The sequence below is a fragment of the Micromonospora sp. CNZ285 genome (genome assembly GCF_004637285.1).
Genome location: NZ_SPQD01000001.1, coordinates 6,892,428 through 6,908,984, shown reverse-complemented (window position 1 = coordinate 6,908,984; position 16,557 = coordinate 6,892,428). Strand labels below are relative to the sequence as shown.

General features: G+C 74.1%; 13 protein-coding genes. 3 read left to right on the top strand and 10 right to left on the bottom strand.

All coding sequences use genetic code 11. The annotated features are described in order from the left end of the window. Positions 1-30 precede the first annotated feature (30 nt). Positions 31-1,098: an NADH:flavin oxidoreductase/NADH oxidase gene (locus CLT75_RS32050; protein WP_135243792.1), complete on the top strand. Its 1,068-nt coding sequence runs from the start codon at positions 31-33 to the stop codon at positions 1,096-1,098. A 34-nt stretch (positions 1,099-1,132) separates the two neighbouring features. On the opposite strand, the gene CLT75_RS32045 is transcribed toward CLT75_RS32050, so the two are convergent. The 6 genes from CLT75_RS32045 to CLT75_RS32020 form a co-directional block, all read right to left on the bottom strand. Further along, positions 1,133-4,618: an ABC transporter ATP-binding protein gene (locus CLT75_RS32045; protein ID WP_135243791.1), complete on the bottom strand. Its 3,486-nt coding sequence runs from the start codon at positions 4,616-4,618 to the stop codon at positions 1,133-1,135. 90 nt (positions 4,619-4,708) lie between these two features. After that, entirely contained in the window at positions 4,709-5,302 is a 594-nt protein-coding gene (locus tag CLT75_RS32040; RefSeq protein WP_135243790.1) for a TetR/AcrR family transcriptional regulator, read from the bottom strand. A 10-nt stretch (positions 5,303-5,312) separates the two neighbouring features. Then, the gene (locus CLT75_RS32035) at positions 5,313-7,463 is read right to left on the bottom strand and encodes a YhgE/Pip domain-containing protein (protein WP_135243789.1); all 2,151 of its coding nucleotides are present in this window, start codon (positions 7,461-7,463) and stop codon (positions 5,313-5,315) included. After that, on the bottom strand, positions 7,460-8,167 hold the full coding sequence (locus CLT75_RS32030; RefSeq protein WP_135243788.1) for an ATP-binding cassette domain-containing protein: 708 nt from the start codon (positions 8,165-8,167) through the stop codon (positions 7,460-7,462). Before CLT75_RS32030 ends, CLT75_RS32035 begins: the two co-directional genes overlap by 4 nt. A gap of 93 nt (positions 8,168-8,260) precedes the next feature. Continuing rightward, the gene (locus CLT75_RS32025; protein ID WP_135243787.1) at positions 8,261-9,100 is read right to left on the bottom strand and encodes a DUF4081 domain-containing GNAT family N-acetyltransferase; all 840 of its coding nucleotides are present in this window, start codon (positions 9,098-9,100) and stop codon (positions 8,261-8,263) included. Between the two features lie 64 nt (positions 9,101-9,164). Further along, the gene (locus CLT75_RS32020; protein ID WP_135243786.1) at positions 9,165-10,391 is read right to left on the bottom strand and encodes an MFS transporter; all 1,227 of its coding nucleotides are present in this window, start codon (positions 10,389-10,391) and stop codon (positions 9,165-9,167) included. A 122-nt stretch (positions 10,392-10,513) separates the two neighbouring features. On the opposite strand from CLT75_RS32020, the gene CLT75_RS32015 reads away from it, so the two are divergent. Then, a complete protein-coding gene (locus CLT75_RS32015; RefSeq protein WP_135243785.1) occupies positions 10,514-11,101 on the top strand; it encodes a PadR family transcriptional regulator in 588 nt (195 codons plus the stop codon). Between the two features lie 48 nt (positions 11,102-11,149). Here the strand turns inward: CLT75_RS32015 and CLT75_RS32010 are convergent, their stop codons facing one another. After that, the gene (locus CLT75_RS32010) at positions 11,150-11,968 is read right to left on the bottom strand and encodes a class I SAM-dependent methyltransferase (protein ID WP_135243784.1); all 819 of its coding nucleotides are present in this window, start codon (positions 11,966-11,968) and stop codon (positions 11,150-11,152) included. A 128-nt stretch (positions 11,969-12,096) separates the two neighbouring features. Here CLT75_RS32010 and CLT75_RS32005 point away from each other — a divergent pair, with 128 nt between their 5' ends. Then, positions 12,097-12,771 (top strand): winged helix-turn-helix transcriptional regulator, encoded by a 675-nt coding sequence (locus CLT75_RS32005; RefSeq protein ID WP_135243783.1) that lies wholly within the window; start codon positions 12,097-12,099, stop codon positions 12,769-12,771. 57 nt (positions 12,772-12,828) lie between these two features. Here CLT75_RS32005 and ispG read toward each other — a convergent pair whose 3' ends face one another. Genes ispG through dxr form a run of 3 tightly spaced genes read right to left on the bottom strand, consistent with a single transcriptional unit; the run spans position 12,829 to position 16,472 of the window. Further along, the gene (ispG, locus tag CLT75_RS32000) at positions 12,829-14,004 is read right to left on the bottom strand and encodes a flavodoxin-dependent (E)-4-hydroxy-3-methylbut-2-enyl-diphosphate synthase (protein ID WP_013474403.1); all 1,176 of its coding nucleotides are present in this window, start codon (positions 14,002-14,004) and stop codon (positions 12,829-12,831) included. Positions 14,005-14,013: 9 nt separating this feature from the next. Further along, positions 14,014-15,261 carry a M50 family metallopeptidase gene (locus tag CLT75_RS31995; protein WP_013284622.1) on the bottom strand — a complete coding sequence of 416 codons (1,248 nt, stop codon included), beginning with the start codon at positions 15,259-15,261 and terminating at the stop codon, positions 14,014-14,016. After that, positions 15,258-16,472, bottom strand: a complete 1,215-nt coding sequence (gene dxr / locus CLT75_RS31990) for a 1-deoxy-D-xylulose-5-phosphate reductoisomerase (RefSeq protein ID WP_047894153.1) — start codon at positions 16,470-16,472, stop codon at positions 15,258-15,260. Before dxr ends, CLT75_RS31995 begins: the two co-directional genes overlap by 4 nt. Positions 16,473-16,557: the final 85 nt, after the last annotated feature.

The following is a 16,557-nucleotide window of genomic DNA, read 5'->3' as shown; positions in this document are numbered from 1 at the left end:
CACCCGTTGCCATGACCGGAGGATCCGAGAATGAGCGTCCTGTTCACCCCGCTCGCCCTGCGCGGCGTCACGCTGCCCAACCGGATCGCGCTGGCACCCATGTGCCAGTACAGCGCCGGGCCGGACGGCCTGCCCACCGACTGGCACCGGGTCCATCTCGGCTCCCGCGCGGTCGGCGGGGCCGGGCTCGTCATCACCGAGGCGACGGCGGTGGTGCCCGAGGGCCGGATCAGCCCGCAGGACACCGGGCTCTGGTCCGGCGCGCACGTCGACGCGTGGCGGCCGATCACCGCGTTCGTCGCCGCCCACGGCGCGGTCCCGGCCGTGCAGCTCGCGCACGCCGGGTTCAAGGCGTCCACGTACCGGCCGTGGGCACCGGCACGCGGCGGCGTGCCGGACGCCGAGGGCGGCTGGACCCCTGTCGGCCCGGGCGACCAGCCGTTCGTGCCGGAGTACCGCACACCGACAGCGCTGGACGAGGCGGGCATCGCCGCGGTGGTGGACGCCTTCGCCACCGCCGCCGGGCGGGCGCTGGACGCCGGGTTCGCCGCCGTGGAGATCCACGCCGCGCACGGCTACCTGCTGCACGAGTTCCTGTCCCCGCTGACCAACCGGCGCACCGACGGCTACGGCGGCGACCGGGCCGCCCGGATGCGGCTCACCCTGGAGGTGGCCCGCGCGGTACGCGCCGCCGTCGGCGAGGCCGTGCCGGTGCTGACCCGGATCTCCGCCACCGACTGGACCGACGGCGGCTGGACCGTCGAGGACAGCGTGGTGCTCGCCGGGGAACTGGCCGCCGCCGGAGTCGACCTGATCGACACCTCTTCCGGCGGTGCGGCCGTCCAGGCGTCCATCCCGGTCGGACCCGGCTACCAGGTGCCGCTGGCCGCCCGGATCCGCCGCGACGCCGGGGTGCCGACCGGCGCCGTGGGCCTGATCGTCGAGCCCGAGCAGGCCGAGCAGATCGTGGCCGGCGGCGAGGCGGACCTGGTGCTGCTGGGCCGCGAGCTGCTGCGCGACCCGTACTGGCCGCGCCGCGCCGCCGCCAAGCTCGGCGCCACCCCCGCCTGGCCCGACCAGTACACCCGAGCCTTCTGACCGGTCCCGCCCCCGCCCGGTGGGGCGGGGGCGGTCAGCCGGCCAGGTGATTCCAGCGGGGTTCCAGGTCGGTCCAGGTGCCCTGGTCGGCCACGGTGCCGTCGATCAGCACCACCACGTGGTCGGCCCGGACCAGCGCGGCCCGCTTCGCGGTCGAGCCGACCACAGTCACCCCGTGCTCGCGCAACGCCGCCCACAGCGCCAGCTCCGTGCTGACGTCCAGCGCCGACGACACGTCGTCGGCCACCAGCAGCTCGGTACGCGGGGCGAGCGCCCGGGCCAGTGCCAGCCGCTGGAGCTGACCGCCTGACAGCCGGGTGCCCTTGTGCCCGATCAGCAGCCCGAGCCCGCCCCCGGCGGCGGCCAGGTCGTGTTCGAGCTGGGCGGTAGTGACCGCCCCGGCGGCGTCCACCTGGTGGCCGAGCGCGATGTTGTCGGCCACCGTGCCGGAGAGCACCCGGGGTAGCTGGCCCACATACCCGACCTGGTTGGGACGCAGGAACATCTCCGGCTCGGTGACCGGGTCGCCGTTCCAGCGCAGCTCGCCGACGTGGTGCACGATCCCGGCGAGCGCGCGCAACAGCGACGACTTGCCGGACCCCACCGGGCCGACGACGAGCACCAGTTGCCCGCGCTCGACCACCAGGTCGACGTCGCGGACGGCGAGCGTGCCGTCGGAGTGCAGCGCGCCGAAGCCGGCCAGCTCCAGGCGGCGCAGCGGGTGCCGGGGCGGCGGCTCGGGCGCGGGCGCGGTGCCGGCGACCAGGTCCAGGCCGGGCACCGGCGCCGCGTACACGGCCTCGCCGGTCATCGCCACCGTCCGCTTGGTCCACACGCGCGCCGACGGGTACTGCGACACCAGCGACGCGGTGGTCCACGCGAACCAGCGGGCCGCGCCCAGGGTGGACACGGCCACCAGCGTGGCACCCGCCGACAGCTCACCGGCCAGGTAGAGCGCCCACGCGCCGATCGGCAGCAGGCCGCTGGCGACCGACGGAGTGGACCGGGCCCACACCTGCATGGCGATCTCGCGTCGCTGCCGCTCGCTGCGGACCTCGTCCAGCCGGGCGAGGTGGCGCAGCACCGGGCGGGTCGCGCCGGCCAGCTTCACCGTACGGGCGGCGGACAGCGCGGAGACCAGCGCGGTGGCGAACGCGGCGCGCGCCTTCACCGTGCCGGCCGCGGTGCGTTCCAGCCGGGGCCCGAACAGCGTCGCCGCCAGCCCGGAGACCACCATCGTGCCGACGAAGAACATCGCCGGTACGAGACTGCCGGTCACCAGCGTCATGGCGACCACGATGACCAGCGAGATGAACTGGTCCATCAGGTTGTCGGCCAGGTGCACCACCCGGTCGGTGTCGCCGCCCTGGGCCACCACCTCGGCCGGGGTGTGCCCGCTGACCCGGCGCGCGCCGGTCTGCCCGTGCACCAGCCGGGCGCTGATCCGCAGCATCTGCCGGATCCACCACTGCGGGAACCACAGGTTCGTCAGGTACGGCAGCGGCAGCACCACCAGCAGCGCGGCCACGATGCCCAGCGCCGGCAGCCACGGGTCGCCGCCGCCGACCAGGTCGGCCCAGAGCCAGGGCAGGACCGCGCCGTCCAGGCCGAGCACCGTCATCACGACGAACAGGCCGACCGAGAGCAGGCCGAATCGAGGATCGTTGACGGCCAGCCGGAAGATCTCCCGCATGGTCCGCGCGGGCGGTGCGGGCGGCGCCGGTGGCGGGTCGGCGCGCGGCACTGCGGCCGGCCGCGTCGCGGGCGCGGTCGGCGTGGCGGGCGCGTCGTCCCAGGCGGGCGCGTCGAGCAGGTCCCCGCCGCCGCGCCGGGCGCCCACTCCGGCGTACGCCCCGGCGTGGCTGGTGGCGAGCAGCTCGGCGAAGCGGGCCGACTCGCGCAGCGGACCGGCCTCCAGCACCGCGCCGTCGGCCATCACGACCACCTCGTCGCAGCGGCGCACCGAGGAGAGCCGGTGCGCGATGACGATGCCGATCCGGTCGGTGAGCAGCCGTTCGGTGGCCTCGCGTACCCGGTTCTCGGTGACCGGGTCGAGCCGCGCGGTGGCCTCGTCGAGGATCACCACGTGCGGGTCGCGGACCAGGATGCGGGCGAACGCGACGAGTTGTTCCTGCCCTGCGGAGAGCACGTAGCCGCCGTCGCCGAGCCGGGTGTGCACGCCGTCGGGCAGCTCGGTGATCCAGCCGGCCAGGCCCAGTTCGGCCAGCGCCCGCTCGGCGGCGTCCAGCAGCTCCGGGTCGAACAGCGCCACGTTCTCGGCGAGCGTGCCGGCCAGGATCTCGGTGCGCTGCGGCACCACGGCGATCCACCGGCGCAGTTCCTCCACGTCCAGGTCGACCAGGTCGGCGCCGCCGAGGAACACCGTGCCGCGCGGCACGTCGACCGCCCGGGTGAGCACCTTGGCCAGTGTCGACTTGCCCGAGCCGGTACGCCCGACGAGCGCGTACGAGCGCCCGCGGATGAAGTCGAGGTGGACGTCGCGCAGCGCCGGACCGCGGTCGTCCCCGCCGGACGGGTAGCGGTAGGTGAGCCCGCGCACGGTCAGGTCGCCGTCGACCGGGGCGTCGCCGCCGTCCGGCTCCTGCGGCGATCCGGCGAGCAGTTGCACCCGGCCCCAGGCGCCGAACGCCTGTTGCAGGTGCGGCACCCAGCGGGCGATCTGCTCGACAGTCGCGCCGAACGCGACGGCCAGCAGCCAGATCGCGGTGAGCCGCGCGGCGTCCACCCGGCCGGTGGCCAGCGCCCACGCGCCGCCCAGCACCACGCCCGCGACGCCGAGCCCGACCGCGCCGGCGGCGATCGCGGTGACCCGCGCGGAGAGCCGGAACACCCGGACGCACCGGGCGATCACCTCGGCCGCGCGGCGGGCGTAGAGACGCAGCACGTACGGCCGGGCGAGGCTGGTGCGCACGTCGTCCTGCCCGTGCACCGCCTCCTCCATCACGGCGGCGAGGTCGGACCACGCCTCCTCCTCGGCCATCCGGGCCGGGGCGATCCGGGCGGTCGGGCGGCGCAGCGTCACCGCGAGCAGGGAGGTGACCACGATCATGCCGACACCGGCGGGCCACCAGACGATCAGCGCGCTCACCGTCGCGAGGACGCAGACCGCGAGGCCCTGCGCCAGCCGTACGCCGGTGTTCCGCATCTCGGCGGCGACCTGGTAGACGTCGTTGTCGATCCGGTCGAGCAGTTCGCCGACCGGCGTGGTCTCCAGGGTGGGCAGGTCCTGGCCGAGCGCGACCCGGCAGAGCCGCCGCCGCACGTCGGCCGACCAGTCGGCGGTGAGCCGGGCCATGATCAGGCCGATCAGCAGGTCGGTGACGACAGCGGCGACGAGCGCCACCGCGAGCGCGACGAACCAGCCGGACGAGCGGTGCACCAGCACCGGCCCGGCCAGCGCGGAGGCGGCCGCCTGGCCGGCGGCGCCGAGCACGATCAGCAGCAGGACCGCCGTCATCCGCCGGGGCGCCGTGGCCCAGAGATCTCGGAGCAGGCGCATGGAAGGTCCTCCGGACTCGGATCGGTGGGGGCGGTGCCCTCACCCTCACCCTTCCGGCGGCCCGGAATCAACCGAATTACCGGCCGCTGGTCAGGTCCGGGCGACCCGCCGGACGATGCCGAGCAGCGACTCCTGCACCTCGTCGATCGGCCGCTCCGGCGAGAAGACCAGCCAGTCCACGGCCACCACCAGCCCGACGCCGAACAGCGCCGAACTGGCGGTACGCACGTCCAGGTCGGCGGGCAGGTCGCCGCTGTCCACGCCGGCCTTCACGGTGTCGGCGATCACCGCGATGGCCTCGCCGCGCAGCAGCCGCAGCGTCTGCTGCCACTCCCTGTTGGTCCGCCACATCTCCGAGAGCAGGAGCTGGGCGAAGGCGCGGTAGCGGCGGATGTACTCCAGCTGGGCGCGGACCAGCGCGCCGAGCGCCTCCAGCGGCGGCAGCCCGTCGACGGCGGCCCGGAACTCGGCGGTGAGCAGGCCGATGCCGTGCCGCAGCAGCTCCTCGAACAGGACGGTCTTGGACTGGAAGTTGTAGTAGACGGTCCCCTTCGCCACGCCGGCGCGGGCCGCGATGTCGTCCACAGTGGTCGCCGAGAAGCCCTGCTCGGCGATGAGGTCCACCGCCGCCACGAAGAGGCGCTGGCGGGTGTCCTCGCGCCGGCGCGTCCGTCCGTCCGTCACCGGCTCATCCTCACATGGTCAGTTCGGGGTGCAGCCTCGACGGGGTCAGCCGGCGGGACCGGCGGGCCGCGCCGACGGTCAGCGCCATCGCGCCCAGCCCGAACGCGAGCAGCACCAGCGCGGCGGTGACCACCGGGGCGGTCGTACCGCCGTTGATGGTGTGCCGCAGGCCGTCCACCACGTACGTCATCGGCAGCCAGGGGTGGATGGCCTGGAAGAAGCCGGGCGAGGTCTGCACCGGGTAGGTGCCGCCGGACGAGGTGAGCTGGAGCATCAGCAGCGCCAACGCGGCCAGCCGGCCGGCCGGGCCGAGCGCCACGCCCAGCAGTTGCATGATCGCGGTGAACGCCAGCGAGGTGAGGGCGAGCAGCCCGAACGTGGCCGGGCCGTGCCTCGGGTCGAGCCCGAGCCCGAGCGTCACCACCGTGTAGAGCACAGTGACCTGGGCCAGGCCGATGCCGGCGGCCGGGAGCCACCCGGCGAGCACGACCCGCCAGCCGGGCGCGCCGGACATCACGTGTCGGCGGTTGACCGGCCGCAACAGCATGTACGTGATCATCGCGCCGACCCAGAGCGCCAGCGACAGGAAGTACGGGGCGAAGCCCACGCCGTACGAGCCGGCCGGGTTCTGCGAGTCGCGGATCAGGCCGACCGGGTCACCGAGGACGCCGGCGCGAGTGGCCGCGTCGTCGTACCCGGGTAGTTTCCGCTCCCCGGCGGCGAGCCCGTCGGCGAGGTCGCCGGCGCCGCCCTCCAGCCGGGTCAGCCCGTCGACCAGGCGGTTGCTGCCGCTGCCGAGCTGGGCCAGGCCGCCGTCGAGCTGGCGGGCGCCGGTGGCGAGCCGGTAGAGGCCGCCGCGCAGCTCGTTCGCGCCGGTCGACGCGTCGCCCAGCCCGTCGCGGAGCTTGGCGCTGCCCTGGGCCAGTGTGGCGAGCCCGCCGGCCAGCTCGTTGACCTTCGCACGGGCGGAGGCGACGTCGTCGGCCAGGTGCGGCGCGGCGGAGGCCACCTCGCGGGCGGTCTTCGACACGTCGGTCATCTGCTTGCGCAGCGTGGCCATGTCGGTCTTGTCCAGCGCGGCCACCACGGAGCGGGCCTGCGTGACGGCCCGGTCGGCGGCCTTGCGGGCGGCGGCGAAGTCGGGGTTGTCGGCCAGCTCGGGGTGTTCCTTCGCGACCGCGTCGAGCCGGTCGCGGATCTCCTCGGCGGTAGCGACCACCTCGGCGGCCTTGCCCGGCAGCGCGTCCAGCCCGGCGGCGAGCTGCTGCGCGCCGTCCGCGACGAGCGTGGCCGCCTTCTCGATCTTGTCGGCGTTGCGGCGCAGCACCGGCTCGTACTTGTCGGCGGCGGCGTTCACGGTGGCCGCGGCGGCCTTGGTCTCGGTGGCGGCGCGGCCGGCGCCGTCGGCGAGCTGGGCGGCACCGGTCCGCAGCTGGTCGAGGCCCTTGGCGAGCTTGTCCGCGCCCTGGACGGACTGGTTGAGCCCACCGGCGAGCTGCCCGGCGCCGTCCTCGGCGTCACCGAGCCCGTCGGCGATCCTTCCCGCGCCCTGCTGGGAGCTGCCGAGCCCGTCGGCGATCTTCCCGGCGCCGTCGGCGGCGCGTCCGGTCTCGGCCTTGGCGTCGGTGAAGCCGATCAGCATCTTGTCGAAGTACGTGGCGGCGGTGCTCTGCGCGGCTGCGGCCCGGATCTCGCTGAACGCCGAGCGGGCGAGCAGGCCGGAGAGGTAGTTGGTGGCGTCGTCGTTGACGACCTTCAGCTCGCCCTGCCGGGCCGGGCGGTCCGGTTCCGGACCGGCGGCGAGCGTGGCGGAGAAGTCCTCCGGGATGGAGAAGACCAGGTGGTAGCGCCCGTCGCGCAGCCCCTTGGTGGCGTCGGCCTGGTCGGTGACGGTCCAGCCGAACACCTTGCGGTCGAGCAGCTTCTCGGTGAGGTCGCGGCCGGCGTGCACCTCGCTGCCGTCACCGGCGGTGGCCGGGCGGTCGGCGTTGACAAGGGCGACCGGGATCCGGTCCATCTTCCCGTAGGGATCCCAGAACGCGTACAGGTAGAGGGCGCCGTAGAGCAGCGGGACGATGGTGAGCACGGCGAGCGCGGCGCGCGGCAGCCGGCCCCGGGTCATCCGGCGCAGCTCGAACAGGGCCAGTCGCAGGACGCTCATGCGGGCACCTCGGCGGGCTCGGTGGGGACGGTCAGGGCGGGGACGGGCGGGACCGGGTCGCCGATGCGGTGCACGGTGGCGGCCACTCCGGGTTCGACGGCGCGGGCGCTGGCGACCACGGCGTACCCCTGGTCGGCGAGGCGTTCCAGCGCGCCCCACATCCACTCCCGCTCGGGGCGGTCGGCGCCGGCGTCCACGTCGTCGGCGACGATCAGGCTGGGGCCGCCGAGGCTGGCGAGCACCAGCCCGAGCACCTGGCGTTCGACCGGGGTGAGGTCGCGGCCGTACCGGTCGGGGTCCAGGGGCGCGTCGGTGAGTCCGGCGCCGGCGATGGCGGCGGCGTAGGCGTCGCGGCGGTAGGCCCGGCGGGCCCGGACCGCTGCCACCGGCACGAGGCGGCGCCGGCGGCGTGGCACCGGGCCGAGCAGCAGCAGGCGTTCGGTGATGTGCTCGGCGACGGTGAGCGTCGGGTCGGGTTCGTGCACGCCGGCCACCTGGCCGAGCGCGGCCGGGCCGCGGCGGCGCAGCTCGCCGTGGTTGTGCGGGAAGCGCCCGGCCAGCGCGAGCAGCAGCGAGGTGCGTCCGCTGCCGGGTGGGCCGGTGACGGCGTGCAGCTCACCGCTCGCGGCGGTGAGGTCGACGTCCCGGTAGACCCAGCCGCGGCGGGTGCGCAGGCCCAGGCCGACGGCCTCGACGATGTTCATTCCGCTCCCGAATTCCGAACTGACTAGTCAGTCTAAAAACATGCCCAGCATAGCGTTGGGTGTCCGGTTCGGGACGTCTGGCGGGAGTGATGCTCAGAACAGCACTGTGGCGAGCGTGCCGACCGGGCGGAAGCCGCAGCGCTCGTAGACCCGGCGGGCGGGCAGGTTGAAGTCGTTGACGTAGAGGCTCACCGTGGGCGCGACCCGTTCCAGCGCGTCGCGGACCACTGCCGCCATCGCGGCGGTGGCGATGCCCCTGCCGCGCCACTCGGGCGCCACCCAGACGCCCTGCACCTGCGCGGTCCGGCGGGTCACCACGGCGAGCTCCGCCTTGAAGACCACCCGCCCGTCGACGAAGCGGGCGTAGGCGCGGCCGGCGCGCACCAGCTCGGTCACCCGCCGCCGGTAGCCGCGCCCGGCGTCCTCGGCCAGCGGCGACACCCCGACCTCCTCGGTGTACATCGCCACCGCCGCCGGGAACAGCCGGTCGACCTCGTTGCCGCGCACCCGCCGCACGTGCGGGTCGGGCGCCACGGCGGGCAGCGCGTCCGTCGCCAGCAGCGGCTGGTTCGGGCGTACGTCCCGAGCCGGCCCCCAGTGCGCGGAGAGGCGGTCCCAGAGCCCGAGCACCGCGTCGGCCCGGCCCACGATCGAGGAGCAGAGCCGCTCCTCGGCGCTCAACTGGTCGGCGAACGCGGTCACCGCCGACTCGGACGCGAGCACCGGGGTCAGGTTGCCGCCCAGCCAGCAGATCGACTCCAGGTGCCGGCGGGAGCCGTACCCGAGGATCCGCGCCTCGGCCCGCCACCAGGCCAGCCCGCGTGCCGCCACCCGCTCGGCGACCTGCGCGCCGGCGTACGGGTCGAGGTCGAGCAGCCGCTCGACCGCGCGGCGCTCCGACTCCCCCAGTTGGCGTACCGGCATGGTGAGCACGGCTACCAGCCTGCCAGATCCACCCCGGCGCGCGCGGGCCGACCGGGCACCTGCCGCACGGCCCTCAGCCCGCCGCCACCGGCACCGGTTCGGGCGCGGCCGGCCGGGTCCGGGCGGCCCACCGCACCACCGGCGGCACCAGCGCGCCGAGCAGCAGGAACACCACGCCGAGCACCAGCCAGCCGGGTACGCCCCAGCCGATCGCGAGCGTGGTCACCACCACCGGGGCGACCATCGAGCCGAGTTGCATGCCCATCCCGTACGCGCCCTGGTACTGCCCGTGCGCGTGCGCCGGGGCCAGGCCGAAGGAGATGCCCCAGCCGGCCGCCGCGTGCCACAGCTCCCCCACGACGTGCACCAGCGCGCCGGCCAGCAGCAGCGGCACCGCCACCGCCACCGGTACGCCGCCCCCTGCGGCGAACAGCGCGCAGGCGGCAGCGAGCAGGACACCGGCCCGGCGGGCGGCCCGGCCCGCGCCGGTCAGGTCCTCGGTGCCCCGCGAGGCGCGGACCTGGAACAGGATCACCACCACCGTGTTCACGAGCAGGCAGACGGAGATCAGCCAGTTCGGCGCGCTGGTGTGCCCGGCGATCCACAGCGGCAGGGCGATGTTGATCAGCGAGAAGTGCATGGACATGAGCCCGTCCAGCACGGTGAAGGCGAGGAACGGGCGGTCCCGCAGCGCGATCAGCCGTGGCCCGTGCGCCGGGGCGGGCACCGGCGGCACCGGCGGGAGCCGCAGCAGCACCGCCGCCGCCAGCACGTACGTGGCGGCGTCGAGCAGGATCAGCGTGACGTACGCGCCGCGGGTGTCGGCGGCGAGCGCGAACCCGGCCAGCACGGTGCCCACCGAGATCCCCACGTTGGTGACAGCGCGCAGGTAGGCACGGGTGCGGACCCGCTGGTCGGGCGGGACGGCGCCGGCGATCAGGGCTCCGCGGGCGCCCCGGGTGCCCGCGTCGGCGACCGCCATCAGCATGCCGACGACCAGGAAGCCGGTGAACGAGCGCACCGTGACCAGGGCGGCCGTGCACGCGGCCGAGGCGAGCAGCGCGGCCATCTGGAGTCCGCGCGGGCCGAGGCGGTCGGCGAGGTAGCCCATCGGGGTGCTCGCCACCAGGCTGACCAGCGCGGTGAGCGTGAGCGCCACCCCGACCTGGGCCACCGTCAGCCCGACCGACCGGGTGAGGAACAGCGCGCTGGCGGTGAGCCACGTGCCCCGCCCGACGGTGTTGACGAGCGTGGAGAGGGCGAGCGTCCGGGATGGGCCCGGTTCGGGAAGCAGGCGCACGCCGACAGCCTAACAGTACGTACGTACGGTTTTCAGCCCGGCTTACGTGACGTCTTGTCGGCGATGCATTGCCGATATATCGTTGATGCATCAGTGATACGACGACAGAAGGAGAACCACTGATGAGTTTCCATCGACGCATGCACGCCATGCACGACGAGATGCGCCGCCACGGCGGCTTCGGCTTCCCGCCCGTACCCCCGGGTCCGCCGCCCTTCTCCCCCGGACCGCACGGTCGCGGGCGGGGCCGCGGCGGCCGGGGCCGCGGACGGCGGCCGAACGTGCGCGGCGCGGTGCTGGCTCTGCTCACCGAGCGGCCGATGCACGGCTACGAGATGATCCAGGAGATCGACTCCCGCACCGGCGGGGCCTGGCGGCCCAGCCCCGGCTCGATCTACCCGACGCTGCAACTGCTGGAGGACGAGGGCGTCATCGCCACGGCCGCCGACTCCGAGGGCGGGCGCAAGCGGTTCGCGCTGACCGAGCAGGGGCAGGCCGAGGCGGCGGACGCGGCGCAGACCCCGCCCTGGGCGGAGTTCGCCGAGCAGACCGTCAACAGCTGGCACGACATCCGCGACGCCGGGGCGCAGGCCATGCAGGCGCTGCGGCAGGTCATGACCACCGGCACCGACGACCAGCGCGCCCGGGCCGCCCAGGTGCTCGACGAGACCCGGCGCAAGCTCTACGCCATCCTCGCCGAGTCCGAGTGAGCACCGCCGCCGCGACGGCACGCCGGCCGGACGACGACCGGCGTGCCGTCAGGCGCGGCGCGCGGTGACGAGCAGGTACTCCCAGCGCATCACGCCGCCGTCCAGGTGCCGGGCCGCCAGGTCGGTCAGCGCGCGGTCGAGCCCGGCCGTACGCTCCGGGTCGCCCGCGTTCGCCCGGTAGACCGCCACTGTGGGCCCGTAATGGGTGGCGAAGAAGTCCCGGAACTCCCCCGGCGTGGCGAACCGGTCCACCACCACGGCGTCGCGCCTCAGCGTGAGCGCGTCGACCCGGTCACCGAACAACTCCCGGACGTGCTCCTCGTCGCCCCAGAGCGGGGGCGGCTGCGCACCCGGCGGCGGTGGCGGCGCGTACGGCCGCATGGCCGCGAACAACTGGCCCACGAAGCCCTGCGGAGTCCAGTTGACCAGGCCGATCGTCCCGCCCGGCCGGCACACCCGCAGCACCTCGTCGGCTGCGGCCCGGTGCCGGGGCGCGAACATCACGCCCACACACGACAGCACCGCGTCGAACGCGGCGTCCGCGTACGGCAGCGCCTCCGCGTCCGCCTCCTCCCAGGTCAGCGTCAAGCCCTCCCGCTCGGCCTCCGCCCGCCCGATCGCCAGCAACTCCGGGGTGAGGTCGCCGGCCACCACCTCCGCACCGGCCCGGGCCGCCGGCAGAGCCGCGTTGCCGGTTCCGGCCGCCACGTCCAGCACCCGCATGCCCGGCGCCACCCCGGCGGCCCGGACCAGCGTCGCCCCCAGCTGCGGGATCACCTGCGCGGCCACGGCGGCGTAGTCGCCCATCGCCCACATCGCGCGGTGCCGGGCCTTCACCGCGGCGTCCTGTTCCCGTTCCTCGATCATCAGTCGCTCCTCACAGTCGTCCCTGCACAGGACGCTAGGCAGCGGACGACCCGGCCCCCAGTACGAGATCTGTACCGCTCCCGACAGGCCGCTGGCCGGGGTGGCGAGCCGGGCGTAGCGTGCCCGCCATGGGGGCCTCCTACCACCAGTTCTGCCCCGTGGCGAAGGCCATGGAACTGCTCGACGAGCGGTGGACGCTGCTCGTGGTCCGGGAGTTGGTCAGCGGCTCGGAACGCTTCAACGAGCTGCGCCGGGGCCTGCCCCGGATGTCACCGACCCTGCTGTCCCGCCGGCTGCACCAGCTCGTCCGCGCCGGGGTGGTGGAGCGGCGGGTCGACGGCGCGGACGTGCGCTACGTCCCGACCGCCGCCGGACGCGAACTGCGGCCCGTGCTGGAGGCGCTCGGCGCCTGGGGCGTGCGCTGGATCGGCGAACTGGGCGACGCCGACCTCGACCCGAAGCTGCTGCTGTGGGACATGCACCGGCACGTCGACCACGACGCTGTTCCGCCGGGGCGTACCGTCGTGCGGTTCTGCTTCCGGGACGTGCCCACGACGCAGCGCGACTGGTGGATGGTGATCGCCGCGGGCGAAGCCGACGTCTGCGACATCGACCCCGGGCACGACGTGGCGGTGACCGTCACGGCGGACCTGCGCGCGCTGGTCCAGGTCTGGATGGGCGACCTGGAGTGGGCCGCGGCGCTGCGCGGCGGCGCGGTGGAGGTGGCCGGGCCGGAGGCGCTGCGGCGCGCCGCGCCCGGCTGGTTCACCCTCTCCCCCTTCGCCGCCGTGCCCCGGCCCTGAGACGGCGCGTGCGGCCGCCCCCGACGGGGACGGCCGCACGACGACGCGGAGAACAGATCAGTGCACGGTGACTGTGGCGCCGCCCGGCACCAGGTCGCGCAGCTCCTCGGGGATCTCGGCGCCCATCTCGTCGGCGATCCGCAGCGCCTCCTCGATCAGCGTCTCCACGATCTGCGCCTCGGGCACGGTCTTGACCACCTTGCCCTTGACGAAGATCTGGCCCTTGCCGTTGCCGGAGGCCACACCCAGGTCGGCCTCGCGGGCCTCACCCGGACCGTTCACCACGCAGCCCATGACCGCGACGCGCAGCGGCACCGGCAGGCCCTCCAGCCCGGCGGTGACCTCCTCGGCCAGCTTGTAGACGTCGACCTGCGCCCGGCCGCAGGACGGGCAGGAGACGATCTCCAGGCCACGCTCGCGCAGGCCCAGCGACTCCAGGATCGCGTTGCCGACCTTGATCTCCTCGACCGGCGGGGCGGACAGCGAGACCCGGATGGTGTCGCCGATCCCCTCGGCCAGCAGCGCGCCGAACGCCACCGCCGACTTGATGGTGCCCTGGAACGCCGGGCCCGCCTCGGTGACGCCGAGGTGCAGCGGGTAGTCGCACTTCTCGGCCAGCAGCCGGTACGCGCGGATCATCACCACCGGGTCGTTGTGCTTGACCGAGATCTTGATGTCCCGGAAGCCGTGCTCCTCGAACAGCGAGCACTCCCACAGCGCCGACTCCACCAGCGCCTCGGCGGTGGCCTTGCCGTACTTGGCCAGCAGGCGCTTGTCCAGCGAGCCCGCGTTGACGCCGATCCGGATCGGCACGCCCGCGTCGCCGGCGGCCCGCGCGATCTCCTTGACCTTGTCGTCGAACTGCCGGATGTTGCCCGGGTTCACCCGGACCGCGGCGCAGCCGGCGTCGATCGCCGCGAAGACGTACTTCGGCTGGAAGTGGATGTCGGCGATCACCGGAATCTGCGACTTCTTGGCGATCGCCGGCAGCGCCTCCACGTCGTCCTGCGACGGCACGGCGACCCGGACGATCTGGCAGCCGGACGCGGTCAGCTCGGCGATCTGCTGGAGCGTGGCGTTGACGTCGGCGGTGAGGGTGGTGGTCATGGACTGCACCGAGACCGGCGCGCCACCACCGACCGGCACCGAACCGACCATGATCTGGCGGCTGGCCCGGCGCGGGGCCAGCGGCGGCGGCGGTACGGGGGGCATACCGAGACTGACAGCGGTCACTTCAGGCACTCACCTTGAGAAGAGCGTGATGGGGTTGATGACATCAGCAGTGACCGTCAGCAGCGTGAACGCGCCACCGATCAGGATCACCGCGTACGTGAACGGCATGAGTTTGAGGTAGTCGACGCGCCCCGGATCGGCGCGGCCGATGCGCGCGTAGAGCCAGGACCGCGCCCGTTCGAACCAGGCGATGGCGATGTGGCCGCCGTCCAGCGGGAGCAGCGGCAGCAGGTTGAACACGCCGATGAAGAAGTTCAGCGACACGAAGAGCATGAAGAACACCAGCCAGGCGTTGTTCTCCACGGCCTCGCCGCCGAGCCGGCTGGCGCCGACCACGCTGATCGGGGTGTCCACGTCACGCTCGCCGCCGGTGATCGCGTTCCACAACGCGGGCACCTTCTGCGGGATGCGCTGCATGGCGTGCGCGGTCTGCACGGCCATGGTGCCGGTGAAGTCGGCGGTGGCGCCGAACGCGGCGACCGGGCCGTACTCGACCCGGGTCGGGGTGCTGGGCGAGAGCGCCACGCCGAGCGCGGAGACCGCCGAGGCGGCGCCCTTCGGGTCGCCCAGCGGCGGACGCTGCACCGAGGCCAGGTCGACCCGCGCCTCGGCCGGCTTGCCGTCGCGCACGTAGGCGACGGTGGCCGTGCCGGGCGGGGTGGCCCGGACCACGTCGAGCATGTCGCCCCAGGTCGAGACCGGCTTGCCGTTCACCGCGGTGATCCGGTCGCCGTCCTTGAGCTGGGCCTTCTCGGCCGGGCTGGCCGGGTCGCCGGACTCGCAGGCGCGGGCCGCGTTCTCCACCACCACGCACGGCGCGATGGCGATCACCGCCGGCTCGGCCCGGAAGCCGGCCTCGGTGCTGGGGAACTTCGGGTTCGGCAGCCCCACCGACACCGCGATGATCCAGAGCGCGATCAGGGCCAGGGCGAAGTGGGTGATCGAGCCCGCGGACATCACGATCGTCCGCTTCCACACCGGATAGCGCCACATGGCGCGCTTCTCGTCCCCCGGCTCGACGTCGTCGTCCTGCGGGGTCATGCCGACGATCTTGCAGAAGCCGCCGAGCGGGATGCCCTTGATGCCGTACTCGGTCTCGCCCCGCTTGAACGACCAGAGCGTCGGGCCGAAGCCGACGAAGTAGCGGGTGACCTTCATCCCGAACGCCTTGGCGGTGAGCATGTGCCCCGCCTCGTGCAGGCTCACCGAGATGAGGATCGCCAGGGCGAACAGCACCACCCCGAGCAGATAGCTCATCGAGCTCCTTCCACCGACCCGACGATGATCTCCTGGGCGTGCGCCCGTGCCCACGACTCGGCGGCGAGCACGTCCTCGACGGTACCTGGTTCGTCGAAATCGGGAGCGTCCTCCAGCACCCGCTGGAGGGTGTCGACGATGCCGAGGAACGGCAGCCGGCCCGCGACGAACGCCGCCACGCACTCCTCGTTCGCCGCGTTGTAGATCGCCGGGCGGCAGCGCCCGGCCTCGCCCGCCGCCTTGGCCAGCGCGACAGCCGGGAACGCCGCGTCGTCGAGCGGGAAGAACTCCCAGGTGTGGGCCGTGGTCCAGTCGACGGCCGCGGCGGCGCCGGGTACGCGGTCCGGCCAGCCGATACCCAGCGCGATGGGCAGTCGCATGTCCGGCGGGCTGGCCTGGGCGAGCGTGGACCCGTCGGTGAACTCGACCATCGAGTGGATCACCGACTGCGGGTGGACCATCACCTCGATGTCGGCGTAGGGCACGTCGAACAACTCGTGCGCCTCGATCACCTCCAACGCCTTGTTGACCATCGTGGCGGAGTTGATCGTGACGACCGGGCCCATGTTCCAGGTCGGGTGCGCCAGCGCCTGCTCCGGCGTCACGGCGGTCAGCTCGTCACGCCGCCGCCCCCGGAACGGGCCGCCGCTGGCGGTGACCACCAGCCGCCGTACCTCGCCCCGGGCGCCGCCGCGCAGGCACTGCGCCAGCGCCGAGTGCTCGGAATCCACCGGAACGATCTGCCCCGGTCGCGAGACGGCGGCCTTGACCAGCGGGCCGCCGGCCACCAGGGACTCCTTGTTGGCAAGCGCGAGGGTACGACCGGCGTGCAGCGCGGCCAGCGTCGGCGGCAGGCCCAGCGAGCCGACCACCCCGTTGAGCACCACGTCGCACGGCCACTGCGCCAGCTCGGTCATCGCGTCCGGCCCGGCCACGATCTTCGGCAGTTTGAAGTCGCCGGTGGCCCAGCCACGCCGGCTCGCCTCGGCGTAGAACGCGAGCTGAAGATCCTGCGCGGCGGACGCGCGGGCCACACCGACCGCCTCCACGCCCAGCTCCAGCGCCTGCGCGGCGAGCAACTCCACGTTGCCGCCACCCGCGCCGAGGGCCACCACCCGGAAGCGGTCCGGGTTGCGCTTGACGATGTCGATGGCCTGGGTGCCGATCGAGCCGGTCGAGCCGAGCAGCACGAGATCTCGGGGAGTGGTCACCGGACCATTGTTCCCCAGCGCCTCACCCCGTTCGTCCCGGAGTGCCCGGCGACATGATCCACTCCACTTCCCCGAGGTGGCGGCA